A 20,991-nucleotide genomic window follows, 5' to 3' on the forward strand; every position below is an offset into this window, starting at 1 on the left:
CGAGTCGGCACCGGTGTTGGCGCAGCGAGCCCGCCGGAACCGGCGTCACCGGCCCATCGCGGCCAGGAAGGCGAGTGTCCTCGGCCAGCCTTGCTCCCGCGCGGCGGCGTCACCGGCACGGGTGCCGCCGTGCTCGAGGAGCGCGCCGGTGGCCGTCGGGCCACGGATGCCCGTTGCGAGGTAGGGGAAGGTGCCGACGCCGTGACCCGCTCCCGGGTAGATGAGCGCCTGGTGGGGGAAGCGGTCGTGGTCGTGGTCGAGCTCGGTCATGATCTGCAGGGCCCAGGTTCGGGAGTCCCAGAGCCGGTCCTGGGTCCCGGCGATCGCCAGGAGCGGGCCGTCGAGGTGGTCGAGTGGGATCACGTCCTGTGGGACGGGACGGCCGTGCCAGGTCCAGGCGTTCACTTCCTCCCCGTTGGTGCCGAGGCCCGGGTTGACCCTGTTCGACGGCGCGTACACGATGACGCCGTGGATCAGCCGAGGGTAGAGCTGGCCGAGCAGCAGAGCCGCCTCGGTGCCGCGTGAGTAGCCACGGGCGACCACATGGGCCGGGTCGACCTGCGGTTGGGCCGCGAGGAGCCGGGCCGCCCTGGCGAAGTACTCCAGCGGGATGTTCTGGAGGGTGGCGGGCAGGCCGGGATCGTGGAAGTAGGCCAGGGACAGCGCCGGGTAGCCGTGGGAGGCGAGCAGGGCGGCGTCGAAGTTCCCCCGGTTGCCGCCTTCGGAGCCGCCGAACAGCAGCACCGCCGGGTGGCGGCCCCGGTCCGGCGGGGGCAGGAACAGGTCGCCGTCCACCTTGTCGGCCGCGACCGTGAGGCTCTTGCGCGTGACGCCGCTGGCGCGCCACTGCCGGGTCAGGGTCCGGGCCGCCAGCCGGCGGCCGTGTGCGGTCACGGTGATCTGCACGTCATAGGCGGACTGCTGCTCCGCGGGCAGCGGGAGGAACATCCTGTCATCGGCGTTTCCGCCGGGCGGGACCATCGACCAGAACAGCCCCATCCCGTCCACGCCGGTGTACGTGCCCGCCCGGGGACGGGCGCGGTCCAGATCGACCGTCCCGTGGCCGTCCGCGCGGAAGACGGCCCGGCTGTGCCAACCGTCCCACCGGTAGTCCCGTGCGGCCGCGCCGACCTCGACCGTGTCGTGCGGCGCGAGGCCGCGGATCGTCAGGTGGATCGGCCGGTCGGCTAAGGCGACCGGGGCGTCGACGCCGATGACGGCATGGTCGCTGTGCCGCGGACCGCACCCCGCCACCACGCAGCCGGCCGCGACGAGAAGAGCCGCCGGCACACGGTTCCTCAAGCCCATCTCATCCCCCAGGCACCGCGTTCATCACCGCGAGACCAGACGATAACGCCGGTTCTCCCCGACCCGGAGCGGTCCGGCCGAAGGCGGCCACGGCGTCCGGGAGGGCACCGCTCCCGAGCTCAGTCGAGGACCTCGTACTCGGGCGATGGGTCGAGCAGTTCCGGGTGCTCCCGCCAGTAGTGGGCTCCGTGGATGGTCAGCATCGCCCAGTGCCAGGCCTCGTCGTGGAAGACGAGTCCGCGGAACGGCGCGTCGCTCGCCTCGTAGGGATAGCAGTCCAGGGCCGCCGCCTCCGCCTGAGCCGGCGGAAGACCTCCGTACCGTCGCATCACCCACGCGAAGCGTCGACGCTCGGCCTGGAGGTATTCGGCGTATTCCTCTTCGGACCAGTCGGCCACGCTCCACCATAGAACGACGCCCGCCGACCGGCGTTACCCGCGCGGGGCGTGACCAAATTGCCACCTTTGGATGCCTTGCCCCCTTTTGGGGCTGCCCGTGAGGATGGCATGATCGCGGGCTGGTGAGGAGGGCGACGGGGTGCGGGGAGCGGGGTTCGTGGTCCGGCGCGCGCTCGGCCATCGGCTCCTCGTGCTGGCGGCCTCCGCGACCGTGCTGTTCGCCGTCACGATCCTGACCTCGCTCGGCGGCTACGCCGCCACCGTGACCGGTGACGGACTGCGCGCCACGCTGGCCGGAGCGTCCTTCGACGACGCCGGCAGCCGGATCACCACCAGCGTCGCCGCGCACGACATCCCCGCCGCGCAGCGCACGGTCACCGCCGCCGTCCGCAGGACATACGGGCACGTCCCGGCGACCGTCTCGCTCAGCGCGCGCGGCGACTCGTACGCCCTGCCCGGCCAGGAGCAGAGCCCGCACCCGGAGCTCACGACGTTCGCGACGTACGACGGGCTCGAGGATCACGCCCGGCTCGTAGCGGGCCGCTGGCCGGGCACCGCCGGGATCGAGGCCGCGCTGCCCGTGCCGGCCGCGCGGGCGATGCGGCTGTCCCCCGGCCGCACCGTCACCCTGCACGGCCGGGTCGGCGGCCCGCCGGTCACGGTCACGATCACCGGGTTGTTCGAGGCGCGGCACGCGGACGACTGGTTCTGGGGCGGCGACCGGCTCGTCACGACCGGCGTCGAGCGCCTCGGCTACACCACGTTGGGCCCGCTCGTGGTGCCGCCGGCCACGTTCAGCGCGCGCTTCACCACGTCGGTGACCGCGCGCTGGCTCGTGTCCCCCACCATGCGGGACATCCGCGCGGGCGAGCTGGCGGACGTCACCGCGCGGGTCCGCGCCCTGCCCGCCGCGCTCGGCGGCTCCTACAGCGTGAAATCCGCCGCGCCGGACCTGTTGACGCGGGTCGGCCGGGCTCTGCTGGTCGCCCGGTCGACGCTGCTCATCCCGGCGTTGCAGCTGGTGGTCCTCGCCGTGTACACGCTGACGCTCGTCGCCCGGCTCCTCGCGGAGCACCGGCGGGTCGAGGTCATGCTCATGCGCGCCCGTGGCGCGTCGACGCGTCAGATCGCCGCCCTCGCCGCCGCCGAGGGCCTGCTGCTCAGCCTCCCGGCGGCGGTGGCCGCGCCGTTCCTCGCGCCGCCGCTCGTGCGCGCCGTCGAAGGAGGCACCGCCACCGCCCCGTCACCCGCGCTGGCCTGGGCGATCGCGATCGCCGGCGCGCTCGCGTGCGCCGCCGCCCTGAGCCTGCCGGCGCTGAGCGGCGTGCGGCGCACGTACGTCGCGACCCTCGCCGAGCGCGGCCGGGGCGAGCGGCGGGCCGCGATCCAGCGGGCCGGGGGCGACCTGGCCCTCGTGGTCCTGGCGGCGCTGGCGGTCTGGCAGCTCGCGCACTACGGCGGCCCGGTGACCGCGACCGCGACGCGGGGGCTCGGCGTGGACCCGCTCATCGTCGCCGGTCCGGCGCTCGCGCTCCTCGCCGGCGGCGTCCTCATCCTGCGGCTCGTCCCGGTCGCCTCGCGCGCCGGGGAGCGGGCCACCACGCGCGGCCGCGGGCTGGCGCCCGCGGTGGCCACGCGGCAGGTCAGCCGCAGGCCACTGCGTACCGCCGGCCCCACCCTGCTGCTGGTGATGACGGTGGCCGTGGGCGTGCTGTCGGTCACGACCGGCGTGACGTGGCGGCAGTCGCAGGTCGACCAGGCGGACTTCCAGGCCGGCGCCGACCTGCGGGTCACCGCGCCGACCGACGACACGTCGCCGCGCACGGCGGGTCAGGGCGGCCGGTACGCCGCGCTGCCCGGTGTGACGTCGGTCAGCCCCGTTCTGCGGGCGTTCGGCGGGACCGCCAGTTCGGACGTCACGGTGCTCGCGGTCGACGGCGCCAAGGTCGGCGGCATGCTGCGGACACCGTTGCCGGTGGATCCGGCACGGCTCGCGGCGGGCCGTACCGGCGCGGCCGTGCCCGTCCCGGGACGGCCGTCGCGGCTGTCCGTCGAGCTGCGCGCCGACGGGACGGGGATCGGCCCCGTGCAGCTCTCAATGATCGTCACCGACGCGTTCCACGTGACGTACGAGGTCGACGCCGGCAGCGTGCCCGCCGACGGGCGCACGCACACCGAGGACGTCGACCTGTCCACCGCCGCCGGGCCCGGCGGCGTCATCGCCTACCCAATCGCGGTCCGGGGGTTCCGGTTCTCTTACGTCGGCGCGCCCGGAACCCGTCCGGGGGACCTCACGGTGACGATCCCGGCGCTGCGGCCACCGGCCGGTGCGCACTGGGCCGGGCAGGTCACGACGGTCACCGGCGTCGGCCAGAGCCTGCGTTTCGGAACCGGCGGGCTGATGAGCGTGCGCCTGCCCGCCGCGGCCGTCGCCGACTGGCAGTCGGCGCAGCTCATCGGCAGCGCCGTGCTGCGCGGCGGACCGGACGCCGCCGCGCTACCGGCGATCATCACGCGTGACCTCGCGACCCGCGCGCGCGTCGGCGTCGGCGGCCGGCTCGGTCTCGACCAGGGCGGCGTCCAGCAGCCGATCACCGTCGCGGGCGTCGTCCCCGCACTGCCGTCGGTTCCGCCGGACGCGCCCGCGGTGATGGTCGACTGGGCCGCGCTGGGCGACCGGACCCTCGCCGCCGGCGTCACCGTGCCGACGCCGACCGAATGGTGGCTCTCGGCCCGCGACACCGCGCCGGCCGCCAAGGCGCTCGCCGGGACGACCGTCGTCGACCGGCTCGCGCTGCGGCGCCAGTTGCGCGACGCCCCGCTGGGCCACGGGTTGCGGGGCGCCCTGATCCTCGGGTTCGGCGCCGCGCTGGTGCTCGCGGCGATCGGGTTCGCGGTCCACACGGCCGTGTCGGCGCGGGAACGCGCCGGTGAGTTCGCGATCCTGCGGGCACTCGGCGTCGACGGGCGGCAGGTCCTCGGGCTCGTCGCCGTCGAGCAGGCGTTCCTCGTCGGGCTGGGCCTGGCCGGTGGCCTGCTGCTCGGCGTCGTGCTGGCCCGTCTCGTCGTGCCGCACGTCGTGCTCACGGCGGGCGCCACGACGCCGTACCCGCCCGTGCACGTCATCCTGCGGTGGCCGACGATCGCCGCCCTGCTCGGCGCGATCGTCGTGCTGCTCGGCGCGGTGCTGCTGCTGTTCGCCCGTTCGCTGCGGCGCGCCCGTCCGCTGGAGGAGCGATGATCCGGCGGACCGCGCGGGCGCACTGGCCGGCACTGCTCGTCCTCGGGCTGCTCGTGCTCGTCACGACGTTCCTGGTCGACGCGGGCCCGCGCACGCTCGTCGCCGGGTACGACCGCGCCGCGCGGGAGACGGTGGCCGGTGCGCCGCCCGGCTCCGCCGATCTCGTCGTGTCGTCCGGGCTGCCGTCGGTCGCGCCGTCCGACGAACAGGCGCGCGGCGCGCGTCTCATCGCGAGCGCGGACGGGCTCGCGACGGCGGCGCGGCAGTGGCGCGCGACGTTCCCGAAGCCGCTGCGGGACACGATCGTGACGGCCGACCACTTCGCCGGCTCGTCGTTCCTGCCGCTCGCGCACGGCGTGAACCAGACGCTCTCCCTCGGCTTCTCCAGCAGCGCGAACGCCCACATCCGGTACGTGTCGGGGCGGCCGCCCGGCCCCCGGCTCGAGACCGCGCTGCCGGAACGCGCGGCGCGGCGGCTGGGCCTGTCGGCCGGCGACGTCGTGCGCACCGCGACCCAGCCGGCCCTCAGCGTGCGCATCACGGGACTGTTCGTCCCGGCGGACCCCGGCAACGGGTACTGGGCGTCACAGTCGCACGCGAAGTTCGCGGACGCCGAGCTGAAGAAGACCCCCGACGGGAACGACGTCACCCTGGCGACCGGGTTGCTCGACCCGGCCGGCTACCGCGCGCTGTGCACCGAGACCCCGTTCGGCGTCAACGCCGCCTGGACGTACACCCCCGGCACCGCCCGGATCACGGGGCGGTCCGCGACGACGCTGCGGAACAACGTCCACCAGGCCGCCGAGTCGATCGCGGGCGACGCCTCGCTGAGCACGCGGCTCGACTGGGTGCTGGACGACTTCACCCAGCGGCTGCGGACGACGCAGGCGCTGCTGTTCCTGTCCGTCTCGGGGCTGTTCGCCGCCGCGCTCGGCGTGCTGGTCCTCGCCGTCGGGCTCCTGCTCGGTCGCATGCGCACGGGCCTGCACCTGCAGGCGGCCCGCGGGGCCTCGCGGCTCCAGCGCGCCGGGCTGACGGCCGGTGTGACGAGCCTGGTGACGGTGCCGGCCGCGGCCGCCGGCCTCGCGCTGTCCGCGCTGCTCGTCGACGGCCCGGCGCAGACCACGTCGTACGCCGCGGTGGCGATCCTGGTCGGCACGGCGATCGGCGGGCCGGCGGCGGCCGGGCTCCGTCTCCCGGGGCGCCGGCTGGTCGCCGAGGGCCTGGTCGTCGTGCTCGCGGTGGCCGGGACGTACCTCGTCCGGCGGCGGGGCCTGCCCGCCTCCGGGAACATCGATCCGTTCCTGTCCGCCGTGCCGGTGCTCCTGGCCGTGGCCGCCGGGCTGGTGATCCTGCGCGCCCTGCCGTACGTCCTGCGGCCGGTCAAGCGGATGCTCGCGCGGGGGCGGTCGGCGGTCCCGTTCATCGGCGTCGCCCGGGTGTCGACGGCGGCGCTGCCGCTCATCGTCGTGCTGCTGGCCGTCGCCGTCATCGGGTTCGGCTCGACGGTCGAGGCCAGCCTGAGCCGCGCGCAGCGGCTCGCGACGTACGCGTCGGTGGGCGGTGACGCGCGCGTCGACGCCGTCACCATGAGCCGGGACGTGATCGACCGGGTGCGCCGCTCGCCGGGCGTACGGGCCGCCGTGCCCGCGCAGACCGTCCACGCGGCCCGGCTGTCCGTGGACGGCACGCTCAGCAGTGAGCTGACCGTGATCGGCATCGACCTGCCCGCCTACCGGCGGATGATGGCCGACACTCCCCTGCGGCCGCCCACGTGGCCGGGCGGCCCGGGGATCCCGGCGCTCTTCTCCCCCACCGCGCACGCCCCGAAGACGGGGATCAGCGTGTCGACCGACTACGGCATCGCGATGCCGCTGCGGAACGCCGGCACGGTCACGAACTTCCCGGGCCAGTCCCCCGACGACCCGTTCGTCCTCGTACCGGCCGACGCGCTCGGCCGCGCCACCGGCGGCGGGAACACCGGTTCGGTGTCGATCTTCGTTCGCGGCGACCACATCGACGTGGCGGCGCTACGGCGCGCCTCCGTCCAGCCGTCGCTCGGCGCCGCCGAGAAGAACGCGGTGTCGACGTACCGGGAGGAGCACGCCGCGCTCACCGAGGGGACGCTCGGCCGGCTGGTCGGACAGGGGTTCGGCGCGACGGCGGTGCTCGTGACCTGTTACGGGACGCTCGCGATCCTGGTGCTGCTCTTCGCGGGAGCGCGGGGACGCGGGCGCGCCGTGTCGTACCTGCGGACGCTGGGGCTGAGCCGCCGGCAGGCGCACTGGCTGGCCGTCGTCGAGATCGCGCCGGTGCTGCTCGTCGCGTTCGCCGCCGGATGGGCGCTCGGGCTCGTCCTGCCCCGTCTCCTCGGACCCGCCATCGACCTGAGCCCGTACACGGGCGGGTCCCCGGTCCGGCACTTCGTGCCGGACCTGACGGTCTCCGTGCTGCTCGGCGGCGGACTGCTGGTGTTCGCGGCCCTGGCGGTGCTCATCGACGCCCTGGTCGCGACGCGGCGCGGCCTCGGCGGTGTGCTGCGGATCGGAGAGGTATGAGTCTGGACGAACCCGACCTGGCGGAGCTGGAGCGCCGTGCCGGCGGCACCGGGCCGGCGTACGGCGCGGACGCCCACGTCGTCTGCGACAACCTGGTGCGGATCTACCAGACGCAGGGCGTCGAAGTGATCGCGCTGCAGGGCCTGGACCTGCTCATCGGCGAGGGCGAGATGGTGGCGCTCGTCGGCGCGTCCGGGTCGGGCAAGTCGACGCTGCTGAACATCCTGGCCGGGCTGGACGTGCCGACCGCCGGGGTCGCGCGGGTGGCCGGGGTGGACCTGCTCGACATGTCGGGCCGCGACCGGCTGCGGTTCCGGCGGGAGCTGGTCGGGTTCGTGTGGCAGCAGACCGCGCGGAACCTCATCCCGTACCTGTCGGCCGTGGAGAACGTCGAGATGCCGATGCGGTTCGCCGGTCTCCGGCGGAACGCGCGGCGTTCGCGCGCCCTCGAACTGCTCGACCTGGTCGGCCTGGCCGACCGGGCCGCGGCGCGACCGGCCGAGATGTCCGGCGGCGAGCAGCAGCGCGTCGCCATCGCGGTGGCGGTCGCGAACGGGCCGAAGGTCGTCCTCGCCGACGAGCCGACCGGCGAGCTCGACACGGCGACCGGCGCGTCGGTGTTCGCCGCCCTCCGCACGGCGAACCGGTCGCTCGGCGTCACGACCGTCATCGTCACCCACGATCCGGACGTCGCCGGCAACGTCGACCGTACGGTCGGCATCCGGGACGGCCGGACGAGCAGCGAGATCCTCCGCCGCACCTCCGAGTCCGGGGACGTGGTCGTCGCGGAGTACGCCGTGCTCGACCGCGCGGGGCGGCTGCAGTTGCCGCGGTCGTTCACGTCAGCGCTGGAGATGAAGGACCGGGTACGCCTGGAACTGGAGACGGACCACATCGGAGTCTGGCCTGATGATCACCGTTGAGGGGCTGAACAAGTCGTACGGCGCCAACCACGTCCTCCGGGACGTGGGCTTCACGGTCGACGCCGGAGAGCTCCTGGCCGTGCGCGGCCGCTCCGGCTCGGGCAAGACGACGCTGCTGAACCTCATCGGCGGGCTCGACGCCCCGTCCTCGGGCCGGGTCGTGATGGGCTCGTGGGAGGTGACCTCGCTCGGCCCGGCCGAGCTGCAGCGTATGCGGCGGGAGACGGTCGGGTTCGTGTTCCAGTCGTTCGGGCTGATCCCGGTGCTGTCGGCGGCGGAGAACGTCGGCGTGCCGCTGCGGCTGACGCGTACCCCGGCCCGCGCCCGCGAGGAGCGCGTACGGCTGCTGCTGGCCATGGTCGGCCTCGCCGACCACGCCCGGCAGCGCCCGTACGAACTGTCCGGCGGCCAGCAGCAACGCGTCGCCATCGCCCGCGCCCTGGCCCGGTCGCCCCAGGTGCTCATCGCGGACGAGCCGACGGGACAGCTCGACTCCGAGACGGCCCAGTCGATCATGCAGTTGATCCGTGCCGTGGTCCGCGACCAGGGCGTGACCGCCGTGGTCGCGACCCACGACCCCCTCCTGGTCCGCCAGGCCGACCGCGTCATCGAACTCCGCGACGGCGCCGTGCGCTGAGGACGCCGAAGCGCCCACCGGCCGCGCGCGCCGGGTCGACGGCCCGCGCCCGCCACCGCGCGGCCACAGGGCGCGACATGGCGACCGCCCATGCGCGATCTGGCGACTCCCTCCGCTGGGGATCCGCATAGTCTGCCTCGTCCGTCCGAGAACGGAACGGCATACGGCACGAGACGCAGACGCGGACCGGGAGTGGCGATGGCGGGGAGACGTTGGTGGCCGGTGTCGATGTGCGCGCTGGTCCTGACCATCGGGGACGAGATCCTCGGCCTGTCCGGCGCGGCTCTCGCGGGGATCGCGACCGCGATCGGCGCGCGTAAGCGCCGGCCGCCGGGCGGTGACGCGGACCTGGCGGCGTAGCGGCCGTCTCGGCGGCGTGAGCGCACCGCACGGAGGGAATCCCTTGTGCGCTGGATGTCCGGTCTATGCTGCGCGCATGTCGATCACGGATGAGGAGTTGGCGCTGACCGCGGCGCAGGCGGGAGCCGCTGTCGTGCACGCCCTGTACGGTGCGTCGCTGGCGCGCTTCGAGAAATCCGCGGGTGACTTCGCCACGGCGGCGGACGTCGAAGCGGAGAAGGCCATCCTCGACGTCATCCGCACTGCCCGGCCCGATGATGGCGTCACGGGCGAGGAGAGCGGGCGCGCGGGCCCGGAGGGCGCGGAGCGCGGGTGGCTGGTCGATCCGCTGTGCGGCACGCTGAACTACGCCGCGCGCAACATGCTGGTCGGGGTGAACGTCGCGCTGCGCGTGGGCTCCGAGGTCACGGCTGCGGCCTGCGCCGACCCGTTCGCCGGTGAGGTGTTCTGGACCGATGGCGCTCGCGCGTACGTCCGCCGCGACGGCGCGGACGAGCCGCTCGCACCCTCGTCGGACTCGCGGCTGGTGGACGTCAACCTCGATCCGCCGTTCCCCAACGAGCCGGACTTCCGGGCCGTTCGGCTGCTTGCCGAGGCCGGCTTCGTCGAGCGGTTCCGGCCACGGGTCGTCTCCACCACCCTGGCGGTGGCGTGGGTCGCCGCCGGCCGGCGGGCCGCGTACGTCACCGACGGCCATCTGCGGGACAGCGTGCACTTCGCCGCCGGGATCGCGTTGTGCCGGGCGGCCGGCTGCGTGGTGACCGGCATCCACGGTCAGCCCCTGCACACCGGCGTGGGCGGGCTCGTCGTGGCGGCCGACCAGGAGACGCACGCCGCACTGCTGGAACTCATCGACGCCCAGCGGCGGCTGGGCTCGCCGTCGGTGTTGCCGGGATAGAAGGCCTACACAGGACGAAGCGCGCTCCACTGCGGCGGCGAAGTGGCCGTGTCGGCGGCGCGGGCGGCTATCCGCCGTGTCCGTCGGGGATGACCGGCAGCTTCTGCGTCAGCACGCTCTCGGAGGCGACGGTGGCCTTGGCGAACACGGTCTTCTGGTGACGCAGTGCGCCGTTCTCCCGCAGCAGGTCGTCGGCTTCGGCGCGCAGCCGGGCCACCCTCGCGCTCATCCGTACGTGGACGGCCACCCCGCCCACTCCGATCCCGACGGCGAACGCGGCCAGCGCGGGAATCCACGGCGCGGTGACCGCGGCGACCGCCAGAGGCAGCAAGATCAAGATCACGCGGGACTTGTCGGCCGCCCGGTCCAACGCGGCGTTGAGACGCCTCGGGATCTTCACGCTTGCTTCCCCTCTCGACCGCACCCGATCCGACAGCGAAGGTCGTTCTTCCACCAGGAGCCGGAACATAACCTCGGGGATCTGCGGGCGGCCTCGGCGCGATCCGCAACGCCCTCGACGACGTCGAGGAACGCCACTTCACCCCCACCGCGCTCGCCGCGCGAGCCGACCGCGTCCCGAACGCCTGACGACACATATGCGGACCCAGTGGCACGAATGGGGAGACGCGCGTCACATCCGGCCGGCGTGTCACATTTTCGCGGGCCGTGCCGTCAAGGAGGTGTAACAGCCACCCCGGCAAGGAGATCACGATGGAAGCCCGGCTCAACTACTACGGCAACCCGGTCGCGGCGAAGTTCGCGAAGTACATCAACTCGGCGGGCAAGGTCGTGTCGGACTCGACGCTGCCGGCGGCGACGCAGGAACTGGTGAAGATCCGCGCCAGCCAGATCAACGGCTGCGGCGTCTGCCTCGACATGCACACCAAGGACGCCGCGCACGCCGGGGAGACCCCGCTGCGCCTCAACCTGATCGCGGCCTGGCGGGAGGCCAAGGTCTTCACCGAGGCCGAGCGCGCCGCCCTGGAACTGACCGAGCAGGGCACCCGCGTCGCCGACGCCGCCGGTGGCGTCACGGACGAGGCCTGGGCGAGCGCGGCCAAGCACTACGACGAGGAGCAGTTGGCCGCCCTCGTGTGCCTGATCGCCGTGATCAACACCTACAACCGCATGAACCTCATCACCCAGCAGCCCGCCGGCGACTACGAGCCCGGCCAGTGGGGATGACCGACCGTCGGCCTGACCCGGCCTCCCCTCGCGGGGCCGGGCCGGGTCGACCTGCGACCGGCTCTTGACCTTCGAGTCGACTCGAATGTCTACCGTCGGTCCTGTGCGCATCTCTCAACTCGCCGAACGTACCGGCGTCCCGGCCACCACGCTGCGCTTCTACGAGACCGCCGGTCTGTTGCCGGCGGACCGGACTCCGGCCGGATACCGCAGCTACGGCCCGGACGCGATCGAGCGGCTGTCGTTCATCGGCGCCGCCAAGCACTTGGGCCTGCCGCTGGAAGAGATCGCCGAACTGCTGGTGGTCTGGGAGTCCGGCGCCTGCGCGGACGTGAAGGCCGATCTACGGCCCCGGGTGGCCGCCCGCCTGGCGGAGGCCGAACACCGTACGGCGGAGCTGACCGCCTTCGCCGCCTCGCTGCACCGGGCGCTGGCTCGCCTGGACGCCCTGCCCGACCGGGCCGGCCGGTGCGATCCCGAGTGCGGCCTCCTCACCCCGGCGCCGGCCGAGTCGTCCCCATGCGCGGAGCGCGACGGCGAACGGTGGCGCACCGCACCGGTGGCCTGTTCGCTCACCGGCCGGGACGTGGCCGAACGCGCCGGGCACTGGCAGCGGCTCCTGGCCGGTGCCGGGCGGGAACCCATCCACGAGGGCGTACGGCTCACGCCGCCCGCCGAGCACGCGGGCGAACTGGCCGCGCTCGCCGCCGAAGAACAGCGGTGCTGCCCGTTCTTCGACTTCCGCCTCCACCTGGACGGCCCCGTGGCGCACCTGGAGGTCCGAGCCCCCGCCGACGGCGCTACCCTGCTCACCGACCTGTTCGGCCCAGCCACCCGACCGGCCGTCGTCCTGCGGCCCGAAAGCCGGGCCGCTGCGCAGAAAGATCCGTTCCGTCATGCTCGTCGCCCGCTCGATCGCCCTGTTCCTCCTTGCCGCGCTGTTCGAGATCGGCGGTGCCTGGCTGGTCTGGCAGGGCGTACGCGAGCACCGTGGCTGGGTCTGGATCGGGGCCGGCCTCGTCGCGCTGGGTGTCTACGGCTTCATCGCCTGCGGTCAGCCCGACACGCACTTCGGCCGGATCCTGGCCGCCTACGGTGGCGTCTTCGTCGCCGGATCACTCGCCTGGGGCATGGCCTTCGACGGATTCCGCCCTGACCGCTGGGACGTGATCGGCGCGCTGATCTGCCTCGCCGGGGTGGCCGTCATCATGTACGCCCCCCGCGCCCACTGACGCCCACCGGCCTAGGCGCCGATCTCGTAGGTGCCGTGATCACTGGCAAATGACGTCTATGGAACGCAGCGATCGCCAGTGTTCACCGATGCCAGGCGGGCAGGCGGCGCTTGTGACTCAGGCCTCCGCTTGCGCCGATTTGCTTGAGCGAGCTAGTTTTTGCTTATGCGAGCAAGAACGTTCACCGAGTCGGGCAGGCGCGCCCAGATCGTGCGGGCGGCGATCGAGGTGATCGCCGAGGTCGGCTACGCCAAGGCGTCATTCAGCCGGATCGCCGAACACGCGGGCCTGTCCAGCACCGGCATGATCAGCTACCACTTCGCCGGCAAGGACGACCTGCTCGCGGCGTGCGTCGCCGAGATCGAGGAGGTCACCGGGGCGTTCATGCAGCCGCGCATCGACGCCGCCGAGGGCCATGTCGCGCAGTTGCGCGCCTACGTCGAGGCGAACGTCGCGATGGTCGGCGAGCACCCCGCCGCCGTCCGCGCGCTGATCGACATCGTGAAGAACTCCGCAGGGCAGAGCGCCGCCGTCAACGGACGTCTCGCCGTCTTCGAGGAGCACTTCCGCGCCGGGCAGGCCGCGGGCGCCTTCCACTCCTTCGACACCCGGACCGTGGCGATCGCCCTCACCGCCGGCCTGGACGCCGTCGTAGTCACCGCGGCCGCCGCCGCACCCGACCCCACCGAGCTCACCCGGCTGGGCCGCGAACTCGCCGACCTGTACGTGCGGGCGACCGCAGCCGATCCCAGGGATGGATCCGCATGATGATCGACGAGAAGGCCGCGCCCGACGCGGGCCTGCGCCGGGTGATCCGCGCCAACGTGATGACCGTCGTGTTCGAGGTGGTCGTGCCGATGGTGCTCTTCTACGGTCTGCGCGCCGCGGGTGTGAGCCAGTGGTGGGCGCTGATGGCCGGCGTCCTGGTCGCCGCGCCGTACGCGGTGTGGACCATCGCCCGCGACCGCCGGATCGACCTGCTCGCCCTGGTCACGTTGAGCATCCTGCTGCTGTCCGTCGTTCTCGGCCTGCTGTCGGACGACCCGCGCAGCCTCGCGATCCGGGAGGGGTGGACGGCAGCACTGGGCGGCCTGTTCGGCGCGTGGATGCTGGTCTCGGTGTTCGTCGGCAGGCCCGCCCAGCTCACGCTGGGCCGCGCGATCGCCGAGATCAAGCGCGGCGCCGAGGGCGCGGCCGCGTGGGCGGCCCGCTGGGACACCGACGCCCGCTTCCGGCGTGGGCTGCGCATCGACACCGCCGTCTGGGGCGCCGTGCTGCTGGCCAACGCGGTGGTGCACGTCGTCCTCGTCTACACCCTGCCGATCGACCTCATCTCCCTGGTCACCACCGTGGCCTGGTTCGCCCCGATGGCCTGCCTGATCGCCTGGCACGTCTGGTACCTCCGCAAGGAGAACCTCGAGGCCTGACACTCTGACGACAAGCCGTGTTCAGGAGGAAGGCATCAGGCCAGGGAACGGACCCCGCATGGCGGCGACGCCACTCACACCGCCCTACTTGGAGCCTCGTGGGTGGTGGCCGGTATGCGGCTTAAGGGGTCGCCGCTTGGGCGGGCAAACGCGGTGACATGAGATCCGCACCCAGTGCGGGCAGCGCTGATGGCGCCGACATTTCGGGCGTATGGTGCGACACACTTTCCGACATCCCTCGGCCGGCGTGCACGGAGCAGTGGTCGACACATGCTCCGCAGAGAAAAAACTCGCTCGTGTCGCGGCGGCGGCTATGGACGCCTCGGATATCGCTCCTCCGGCAACCGCCAGGCCGAGCATTGCGGTTATCAGGCAATGTCTGATCTTCACCGGGATTACCTCCCCTGGGGATTCGACTTCCGCAGAGGCAGTACTACGCCACTTGCTCCGCCCATGCCCGGATCAGGATCGACAAGAAACGACTTATCAGGCAAATCTCCTACGAGTTGAGCGCAAGGTTACGGAATGTCGATTCAGCCGCTGAGTCGCAGGCCTCGACGTGCTCCACCCCGACCGGCTCGCTACTGCCCCCTGTAGTTGAGCCACCCGCACACCCAGTACCGGCCGTCGGAGTCCTGTTCGACGATCCATTGGTTGTCGATGTCCCCGGCGCTCCTCCCGGTGTCGGGGTCCTGTTGGGTGAAAGTGGCCTCGACACTGAGCTCGTCCGCGTCCGGGGGGATGGTGTACGGCTTCAGCTTCCATCGGCCGACGTAATAGCCGTTGAGGGCGAACCCGAGCAGGGTGGAGCGCAGCCGGGGACAGGACGCCGCTCGCAACTGCGTCATGTCGTGGTCGGCGAGGCCGTTCATGTACTTCTTGAACACCCGGTTGATGGCGTCGGCGCTCATCGGCGTGTGCGCCGGGGCGACCGGGTAGCTGGTGGCAGAGGCCGGTGGTGTGTACACGGGAGGCCACGAGGACAGCGATGATCACCGGTACGTGTGGGCGCGGTGGAAGGACGGCCCGTGTCGGCAGCGGTCCGGCGCCGCGGCTGAGTTCGGTAAGGAGCCGGTGGGCGTCATGAGCGTTCAGCCGCCGTGCCGGATCCTTGCCGAGGAGCCCCGTGAGGACGGCCGTGAGCGGTCCGGCGTGGACGACGGATGCGGGTCCTCGGTGGCGATGGCGACGAAGATCCCGCCGGTGCTGGCTCCGCCGAACGGCACCCGCCCTTCCACGGCCGCGTACAGGGTGGCTCCGAGCGACCACAGGTCGGTTTCGGGGGTGGCGTCCTGGCCCCGGACCTGTTCGGGGGCCATGAACGCAGGTGTCCCGAGGATCGCGCCGGACCAGGTGAGAGTGCTGTCGCCCTCGAGGGTGGCGATGCCGAAGTCGGTGAGGACGACCCGGTCGAGATCAATGTCCCGGGCCCGCCACACGACACCCATCCCGCCTCGGCCGATGACGTCGAGCAGCCGATACCGCCCCGCCAACGGCTCGTCAGGATCGGTACGCACGGGGTGATCTTACTGAGCGATCGGCATCAAACAAACAATGCCGTCTATAAAGGCTCCGGGATCGCCGCCAGGGGCGGACGACGACGGCCTCGGCCTCGGCACGACGACGCCTCGGAACGTGTATCGCGGAGGTATCGAGAATCGCATACGCCACCGCAACGGTCTCCCGTCTTCAGTGGAGGCATGGACCACAGCGCATCAACGGTCGGTGCCTCCATCGGGAAAGGACTGTGATCATGAACTCGGATTCCGCAGGTGGGGTCGACCGGCGGCGGCTGCTCGGGTGGGGCGGGTTGGCGGCCGCCGGCGTGGTGGCCGGCGCGTCGCTGGTGGGCGCCCAGCCCGGCCACGCCGCCCCGGCCCCGACCGACGACGACCAGATCCCGCCGGACACCCTGCCCGGCGGAGCCTACGACCGGTACGTGGCGAAGCTGGCCGCCGAGGGGAGGTTCTCCGGCGTGGTGCTGTTGTCGCACCGGGGCCGGACGGTGCTGTCCCGCAGCCATGGCATGGCCGACAAGGAGAAGGGGATCGCCAACCACGAGGGCACCGCGTTCAGCCTCAGCTCGGCGGGCAAGCCGTTCCACGCGGTGGCCATCTTGCAGCTGGCGCAGCAGGGCAAGGTGAAGCTGTCGGACACGGTGGGCACCCATCTGAAGGGCTTCGCCAAGGAGATCGCCGAACAGGTGACCATCCACCATCTGTTGTCCGGCGCCTCCGGGCTGGACAGCCCGGATGAGGACGTGCAACGCGTCTTCCAGAGCCGGGATGAGGTGCACGAGTACTACGAGCGGCGGGCCCGGCAGGCGAAACTGGTGGGCGTCCCGGGCGTTCCCGACACCGCCCACGCGGAGGCGGAGGTCACCATTGCCGCGCTGATCGTGGAGGCGGTGACCGGCAAGACGTACTGGGACTACGTGCAGGAGAACATCTTCGGGCGCTGCGGCATGACCGGTTCGGCGTTCTACACCAGGCCGCAGTGGCTCGCCGACAAGCACATCGCGCATCCGTACATGACGCTGGCCGACGGCAGCGTGGTGGACGCCGTCCGCAACCTGGACAAGAGCAGCCCGGGCCCGGACGTACCCGGTAAGAATCCGGGCCGCGCCTTCATCGATGCCCCCGGGGACAGTGGATTCGCCACCGCGCCGGATCTGGTCCGGTTCGCGCGCGCACTGGGCGACGGCACGCTGCTGGAGCGGCCCTGGGCCGCCGTGCTCACCGCCGCCAAGATCCCCCACGGGCCCCAGTCGTTCGGCGCGTACGGGATTCCGGTCTCCATCGTCAACGGCCAGTGGATGTACCAGCGCGCCGGCGGCAACCCCGGTGTCAGCGCCAACTGGGACATCTACCCATACACCGGCTGGGTCGGCGTCATCCTCGGCAACTGCGATGGCGTGCCGCTGCCGGAGATGATCGGGCAGGAGATGCAGGCCATCACCGGGGCTCCGGCCGGCGGGGGGACGGGCGGCTGAGCTAGCGGGGAAGGTCTAAGGAATACGTTGAACGAACCCGCATCCGGATGTGCTGGCCGCGCAAGGGCGGGCACGCGCTCGGGTCCGCAGCGAACACCATCGCCGATGGGGGCGTCCTCAGCCCCGAGCCGCGTGACCAACCTGGTGATCATAGTGGTCACCGCACTAGCCGCCTCGATCCGGGCTCAGGCCGGCCGGGCGGCGGGCCGGAGGCCGTCCATCAGGAGGTCCAGCAGGCGACCGGCCTTGGCCTCATGCGCGGGCCGGGGGGCCACGGTGAAGATGCCGATGAGGGAGGCGGCGATGTCTTCGGCGGTGACGTCGGAGCGGAGGTCGCCCGCCGCGCGACCGGCGTCGAGAATCGTGGTGATGGCCGCCAGTAGCTCGGTCCGGGTCTGCGCATGGGCGATCTCGCCTGACTCGATCATCGCAAGCAGCGTGTCGAGCATGCCGTTCTTGGTCGCGATCCAGTCCCCGAACAGGTCCATCCAGCGCCGCATCGCCGCGGCCGGGGGCAGTTGGCCGAGCAGTTCGCGGGCGCCGGTCGTCAGCCGTACGACCTGGTCCCGGTAGACCGCGTCGACCAGCGACTCGCGGGTCGGGAAGTGCCGGTAGAGCGTGGCGATGCCGACTCCGGCCTCGCGGGCGATCGCACGCATCGACGGCTCGGCGTCAGCCGACACGAACACGCGGGTCGCCACCGCGAGCAACTGGTCGCGGTTACGGGCTGCGTCCGCCCGTGGCGCGCGCATCTCCGCCTCAGTCAAAACGGATCACGCTCCGGTTGTGTTACGGTCATCCATGGAAACGGAGCATAGTCCGTTTCAAGGCGTTCCCTCGATCCCCAAGGAGACAGGCGTACATGCAGGAACAGAGCGATCAACCGCCGACGAGTAGGAGCAGGGCGGTCCGGCTCGATTCATTCGGCGGCCCCGAAGTCCTGGAGATCCGTGAGGTTTCCGCTCCGCAGGCCGGCCCGGGACAGATCCGTGTGCGGGTCACCGCGGCCGGTCTGAACCCGATGGACTGGATCATGACCGCCGACGCGGACACCGCCGCCCGGTTCGACTTGAGCCTCCCGGCCGGGTTCGGGACCGACTACGCAGGTGTGGTGGACCAGGTCGGTGACGGGGTGACCGGCTTCGCGCCCGGCGACCGGGTGTTCGGGGGCGCCCTGTCCCGCGCGGTCGCCGACTTCGTGGTGATCGACCCGGCCGGGGGGATCTCGGCGAACGAGGCCCATCACACCCCCGACGGCATCGACGACCGCACCGCCGCCACCCTTACGATCGCCGGCCGCACGGCATCCGCCGCCCTCGCCGTGGTCGACCCCGGCCCGGACGACACAGTGCTGATCGGCGGCGCGGCGGGCGGGGTCGGGGTGTTCGCTGTCCAGCTGGCCAGGATCGCAGGAGCGCGCGTGATCGGGACGGGATCGGCGACATCATCCGATTTCCTGCGCGATCTCGGAGCCGAGCCGGTCGCCTACGGCGACGGCCTGGCCGACCGGGTCCGAGCCCTCGCCCCCGGCGGTGTCACCGCCGCCATCGACCTCCACGGGACGGAGACAGTGCACGCCGCAAAGGAACTCGGCGTCCCGGACGGCCGTATCTGCACCATCGCCGCGCAAGTCGACGGCGTGTCGGCGGCCAACGGCGCGAACGCCGCCCCCGGCGCCCTGGAAGAGGTCGCCCGCCTGGTCGCGGCGGGCCGACTCCGGGTGCCCATCGCGGCGAGCTTCCCGGTCGAGCAGATCCGCCGCGCGACCGAGCTCCAGGCCGGCCGGCACGTGCACGGCAAGGTCGTCATCGACCTCTAGATCAAGGCCGTCGCGACGATGAACGCTATGTCGTCGTCACTGTCAGGGGTGGAGCCTCCCGCCGGATTCGAGCCGGCGACCTGCCGCTTACCAGGACAGCTCACACAGCATCCACCGAAGTCAACGGCGGTGAACGTGGGCCAGTGGCTGTCCCCGGTTGCCGTCGTTGCCGTCACCGTTGCCGTCAACCAAGGCGGGGCGGTGGTGGTCCTGGCCGTCGCGCCATCCCCTTCTGGCCGCTCATGTCAGCGGGTTAGTTCGATGACGGTGACTCTAGTTGGGCGGTGCCAGGGTGCGCAGGACGTCGAACTCGTTGCCCTCGGGATCGGCCATGACCACCCAGCTCCGGCCGGCGCCCTGGCCCACGTCCACCTTGGCGGCGCCAAGGCCGAGCAGCCTGGCCACCTCGTCGTCGGTACTGCCGTCGATCGGGCTGACGTCCAGGTGGAGCCGGTTCTTCACGGTCTTGCCCTCAGGCACCCGGATGAACACCAGGGTGGGCGGCATCTGGCGGGCCCGGACCTCCTCGACGGTCGGCTCCCAGGAACCGATCTCGACCTTGCCCTCGCTACGGTCGATCACCTTGAAGTCCAGGACCGCGCACCAGAAGGCCGCGAGGCGCTCCGGATCGTGGCAGTCGACAACCAACTCGGTGAACCTACTTGTCATCGACTCCCCAGACAGTGCGGACGGGGGCTCAGCTTATGGGGCCCCGCCACCCGTTAGAAGGGGTCCGACGCGCGGGCGCGGGTGTCAGTGGTGGCTGTCGTTGCCGTCACCGCTGCTGTCGCGGACGCCGGTGGCCTCAAGCGACCCTTACGGAGTGCGGGCCGACGCTGACGGTGATGTCAACGTGTCCGCCCAAGGCCGTCGCATAGGCACGAAGCGTCTCGAGTTCCATGGCCTCGATCCTGCCGTTCTCGATCTGCGAGATTCGGGACTGGGCCTGTCACACGACCGTCCGCTCGCGACTCTCATCGTTGCTGTCAGGGCGGCCTTGGCCGATCAGCCTCTCAACGGCTCTCACCTTGGGGAAGGAGAGCCTCCGGCCGGATTCGAACCGGCGACCTGCCGCTTACAAGGGATACGGACACCCCTGCTCGCGCCGCGTCCGCCGAGGTAGACCGTGGCCCGGGTGCGGGCTTGAGTGAACGTTGGTTGCTGTCGCTGCTGTCACCCGCGCTGGCGCCGTGGGTTGCGTCCACGGACGTGGTGTACGAGTTTCCGCTGATCAAAGGCGTGGCGTCGTGAACTGAGACGGCCAGCGCTGCTCACCGCTCCCCTGGGCACTTGCCGGGTCCCCGTAAATCTTGACAGTCTTATCCAGTCTCGGTCACCAATGTGGCTGAACCATTCCCTCCGGAGACCCTGCAGAGGGACAAGCCCTGAAAAATCAGAGGAGAAACAATGACCGCGAGCGACTCGGGCCAGCCGAACGACGCGACCAATCCCTGGCCCCGCCACGACGATCTGGCAGACCCGTTCGACGAAGAGTTCTACCGCCTAATCCGGGAAAACCCCCCGGCAGGGGGAACGAACCCCACCACAGGCGGTGGCCAGGGAAACAACTGATCAACACCGCTGAACCGGTGCCTGCACATTACGAGCCGCCCGACATGATTCGTGGCTGACCGTAAATGGCCAAGACGCCACTTCGCCGGCTCTCGCACCAGGGGTGCGAGAGCCGGCTCCCGCTTCCGTTCCCAGCCCGTCACCGTTGCCGTCAGCGTCCCTCATGCCGACGGCTTTACAGAGGGTCGGCAATTCCGCCTCTACTCCTCCGCTGACCTGGGGTTTCGCCACGATCGCAGTCCCGCACCCGAAGACGTACCAGGGCTATGAGGGCGTTGTACGCCGTCACCTCATCCCCGAGTTGGGCAGGAAACGGCTCGACAAGCCGACGGCGCGTGATGTCCGTCTGTTCATCACGCGGCTTCGTGAGTCGTGCCCGTGCCGCCGGAACGGCTGAGACGCTGCCCGCGAGGAACGGCGCTGCTGCCGCCAAGCCGGTGC

The 20,991-nt window shown here is 71.9% G+C and carries 23 protein-coding genes and 1 pseudogene; 15 read left to right on the plus strand and 9 right to left on the minus strand.

Annotated elements, in window-relative coordinates; translation table 11 throughout:
* Positions 1 to 45: 45 nt before the first annotated feature.
* Together AB0L00_RS09795 and AB0L00_RS09800 are read right to left on the minus strand one after the other, a co-directional pair.
* Entirely contained in the window at positions 46 to 1,302 is a 1,257-nt protein-coding gene (locus AB0L00_RS09795) for an acyl-CoA thioesterase/bile acid-CoA:amino acid N-acyltransferase family protein (protein WP_364430839.1), read from the minus strand.
* A 125-nt stretch (positions 1,303 to 1,427) separates the two neighbouring features.
* Positions 1,428 to 1,706 carry a hypothetical protein gene (locus AB0L00_RS09800; protein ID WP_364430842.1) on the minus strand — a complete coding sequence of 93 codons (279 nt, stop codon included), beginning with the start codon at positions 1,704 to 1,706 and terminating at the stop codon, positions 1,428 to 1,430.
* A 139-nt stretch (positions 1,707 to 1,845) separates the two neighbouring features.
* Between AB0L00_RS09800 and AB0L00_RS09805 the strand changes: the two genes are divergently transcribed.
* From AB0L00_RS09805 to AB0L00_RS09830, 6 genes are all read left to right on the plus strand, one after another.
* A complete protein-coding gene (locus AB0L00_RS09805; protein ID WP_364430844.1) occupies positions 1,846 to 4,947 on the plus strand; it encodes an FtsX-like permease family protein in 3,102 nt (1,033 codons plus the stop codon).
* Positions 4,944 to 7,505, plus strand: a complete 2,562-nt coding sequence (locus AB0L00_RS09810; protein ID WP_364430847.1) for an FtsX-like permease family protein — start codon at positions 4,944 to 4,946, stop codon at positions 7,503 to 7,505. The genes AB0L00_RS09805 and AB0L00_RS09810 overlap by 4 nt, the downstream gene beginning before the upstream one ends.
* Complete coding sequence (locus AB0L00_RS09815) at positions 7,502 to 8,428, plus strand: ABC transporter ATP-binding protein (protein WP_345355357.1); 927 nt, start codon at positions 7,502 to 7,504, stop codon at positions 8,426 to 8,428. Before AB0L00_RS09810 ends, AB0L00_RS09815 begins: the two co-directional genes overlap by 4 nt.
* Positions 8,415 to 9,065: an ABC transporter ATP-binding protein gene (locus AB0L00_RS09820; RefSeq protein WP_345355360.1), complete on the plus strand. Its 651-nt coding sequence runs from the start codon at positions 8,415 to 8,417 to the stop codon at positions 9,063 to 9,065. Before AB0L00_RS09815 ends, AB0L00_RS09820 begins: the two co-directional genes overlap by 14 nt.
* Before the next feature lie 198 nt (positions 9,066 to 9,263).
* Positions 9,264 to 9,425 (plus strand): hypothetical protein, encoded by a 162-nt coding sequence (locus AB0L00_RS09825; protein ID WP_364430850.1) that lies wholly within the window; start codon positions 9,264 to 9,266, stop codon positions 9,423 to 9,425.
* Between the two features lie 76 nt (positions 9,426 to 9,501).
* Entirely contained in the window at positions 9,502 to 10,323 is an 822-nt protein-coding gene (locus AB0L00_RS09830; RefSeq protein ID WP_364430853.1) for an inositol monophosphatase family protein, read from the plus strand.
* Between the two features lie 67 nt (positions 10,324 to 10,390).
* Here AB0L00_RS09830 and AB0L00_RS09835 read toward each other — a convergent pair whose 3' ends face one another.
* A complete protein-coding gene (locus AB0L00_RS09835; protein WP_364430856.1) occupies positions 10,391 to 10,723 on the minus strand; it encodes a hypothetical protein in 333 nt (110 codons plus the stop codon).
* A gap of 311 nt (positions 10,724 to 11,034) precedes the next feature.
* On the opposite strand from AB0L00_RS09835, the gene AB0L00_RS09840 reads away from it, so the two are divergent.
* Together AB0L00_RS09840 and AB0L00_RS09845 are read left to right on the plus strand one after the other, a co-directional pair.
* Positions 11,035 to 11,508: a carboxymuconolactone decarboxylase family protein gene (locus tag AB0L00_RS09840; protein WP_364430859.1), complete on the plus strand. Its 474-nt coding sequence runs from the start codon at positions 11,035 to 11,037 to the stop codon at positions 11,506 to 11,508.
* Between the two features lie 85 nt (positions 11,509 to 11,593).
* Positions 11,594 to 11,872: pseudogene (locus AB0L00_RS09845) on the plus strand (MerR family transcriptional regulator); the annotation flags it as partial.
* Here AB0L00_RS09845 and AB0L00_RS09850 read toward each other — a convergent pair.
* Complete coding sequence (locus AB0L00_RS09850; protein ID WP_364430862.1) at positions 11,852 to 12,406, minus strand: hypothetical protein; 555 nt, start codon at positions 12,404 to 12,406, stop codon at positions 11,852 to 11,854. The pseudogene AB0L00_RS09845 and the gene AB0L00_RS09850 overlap by 21 nt on opposite strands.
* On the opposite strand from AB0L00_RS09850, the gene AB0L00_RS09855 reads away from it, so the two are divergent.
* The 3 genes from AB0L00_RS09855 to AB0L00_RS09865 all read left to right on the plus strand — a co-directional run bounded on the left by AB0L00_RS09855 (position 12,405) and on the right by AB0L00_RS09865 (position 14,167).
* Positions 12,405 to 12,740, plus strand: coding sequence for a YnfA family protein (locus AB0L00_RS09855; RefSeq protein WP_364430865.1), 336 nt, complete (start codon positions 12,405 to 12,407; stop codon positions 12,738 to 12,740). The two genes, AB0L00_RS09850 and AB0L00_RS09855, sit on opposite strands and share 2 nt — an antisense overlap.
* 165 nt (positions 12,741 to 12,905) lie before the next feature.
* Complete coding sequence (locus tag AB0L00_RS09860) at positions 12,906 to 13,508, plus strand: TetR/AcrR family transcriptional regulator (protein WP_364430868.1); 603 nt, start codon at positions 12,906 to 12,908, stop codon at positions 13,506 to 13,508.
* A complete protein-coding gene (locus AB0L00_RS09865) occupies positions 13,505 to 14,167 on the plus strand; it encodes a VC0807 family protein (protein ID WP_364430870.1) in 663 nt (220 codons plus the stop codon). Before AB0L00_RS09860 ends, AB0L00_RS09865 begins: the two co-directional genes overlap by 4 nt.
* A 581-nt stretch (positions 14,168 to 14,748) precedes the next feature.
* Here the strand turns inward: AB0L00_RS09865 and AB0L00_RS09870 are convergent.
* Both AB0L00_RS09870 and AB0L00_RS09875 read right to left on the minus strand, forming a co-directional pair.
* A complete protein-coding gene (locus AB0L00_RS09870; protein ID WP_364430873.1) occupies positions 14,749 to 15,135 on the minus strand; it encodes a hypothetical protein in 387 nt (128 codons plus the stop codon).
* Positions 15,136 to 15,258: 123 nt separating this feature from the next.
* Entirely contained in the window at positions 15,259 to 15,684 is a 426-nt protein-coding gene (locus AB0L00_RS09875; protein ID WP_364430875.1) for a protein kinase, read from the minus strand.
* Positions 15,685 to 15,920: 236 nt separating this feature from the next.
* On the opposite strand from AB0L00_RS09875, the gene AB0L00_RS09880 reads away from it, so the two are divergent.
* Positions 15,921 to 17,159 (plus strand): serine hydrolase domain-containing protein, encoded by a 1,239-nt coding sequence (locus AB0L00_RS09880; protein WP_364430876.1) that lies wholly within the window; start codon positions 15,921 to 15,923, stop codon positions 17,157 to 17,159.
* Positions 17,160 to 17,344: 185 nt separating this feature from the next.
* Here the strand turns inward: AB0L00_RS09880 and AB0L00_RS09885 are convergent, their stop codons facing one another.
* Positions 17,345 to 17,911 (minus strand): helix-turn-helix domain-containing protein, encoded by a 567-nt coding sequence (locus AB0L00_RS09885; RefSeq protein WP_364430878.1) that lies wholly within the window; start codon positions 17,909 to 17,911, stop codon positions 17,345 to 17,347.
* Between the two features lie 110 nt (positions 17,912 to 18,021).
* Between AB0L00_RS09885 and AB0L00_RS09890 the strand changes: the two genes are divergently transcribed.
* A complete protein-coding gene (locus AB0L00_RS09890) occupies positions 18,022 to 18,978 on the plus strand; it encodes an NADP-dependent oxidoreductase (protein WP_364430879.1) in 957 nt (318 codons plus the stop codon).
* Positions 18,979 to 19,251: 273 nt separating this feature from the next.
* Here the strand turns inward: AB0L00_RS09890 and AB0L00_RS09895 are convergent, their stop codons facing one another.
* Positions 19,252 to 19,647, minus strand: coding sequence for a VOC family protein (locus AB0L00_RS09895; RefSeq protein ID WP_364430881.1), 396 nt, complete (start codon positions 19,645 to 19,647; stop codon positions 19,252 to 19,254).
* A 136-nt stretch (positions 19,648 to 19,783) separates the two neighbouring features.
* A complete protein-coding gene (locus AB0L00_RS09900; protein WP_364431614.1) occupies positions 19,784 to 19,912 on the minus strand; it encodes a hypothetical protein in 129 nt (42 codons plus the stop codon).
* A gap of 473 nt (positions 19,913 to 20,385) precedes the next feature.
* Between AB0L00_RS09900 and AB0L00_RS09905 the strand changes: the two genes are divergently transcribed.
* Both AB0L00_RS09905 and AB0L00_RS09910 read left to right on the plus strand, forming a co-directional pair.
* Entirely contained in the window at positions 20,386 to 20,550 is a 165-nt protein-coding gene (locus tag AB0L00_RS09905; protein WP_364430884.1) for a hypothetical protein, read from the plus strand.
* A gap of 163 nt (positions 20,551 to 20,713) precedes the next feature.
* Positions 20,714 to 20,947, plus strand: a complete 234-nt coding sequence (locus AB0L00_RS09910; RefSeq protein ID WP_364430887.1) for a hypothetical protein — start codon at positions 20,714 to 20,716, stop codon at positions 20,945 to 20,947.
* Positions 20,948 to 20,991 lie beyond the last annotated feature (44 nt).

It is taken from the genome of Actinoallomurus sp. NPDC052308 (assembly GCF_040679195.1).
In the GTDB taxonomy this organism is placed as follows: Bacteria; Actinomycetota; Actinomycetes; order Streptosporangiales; family Streptosporangiaceae; genus Actinoallomurus; species Actinoallomurus liliacearum.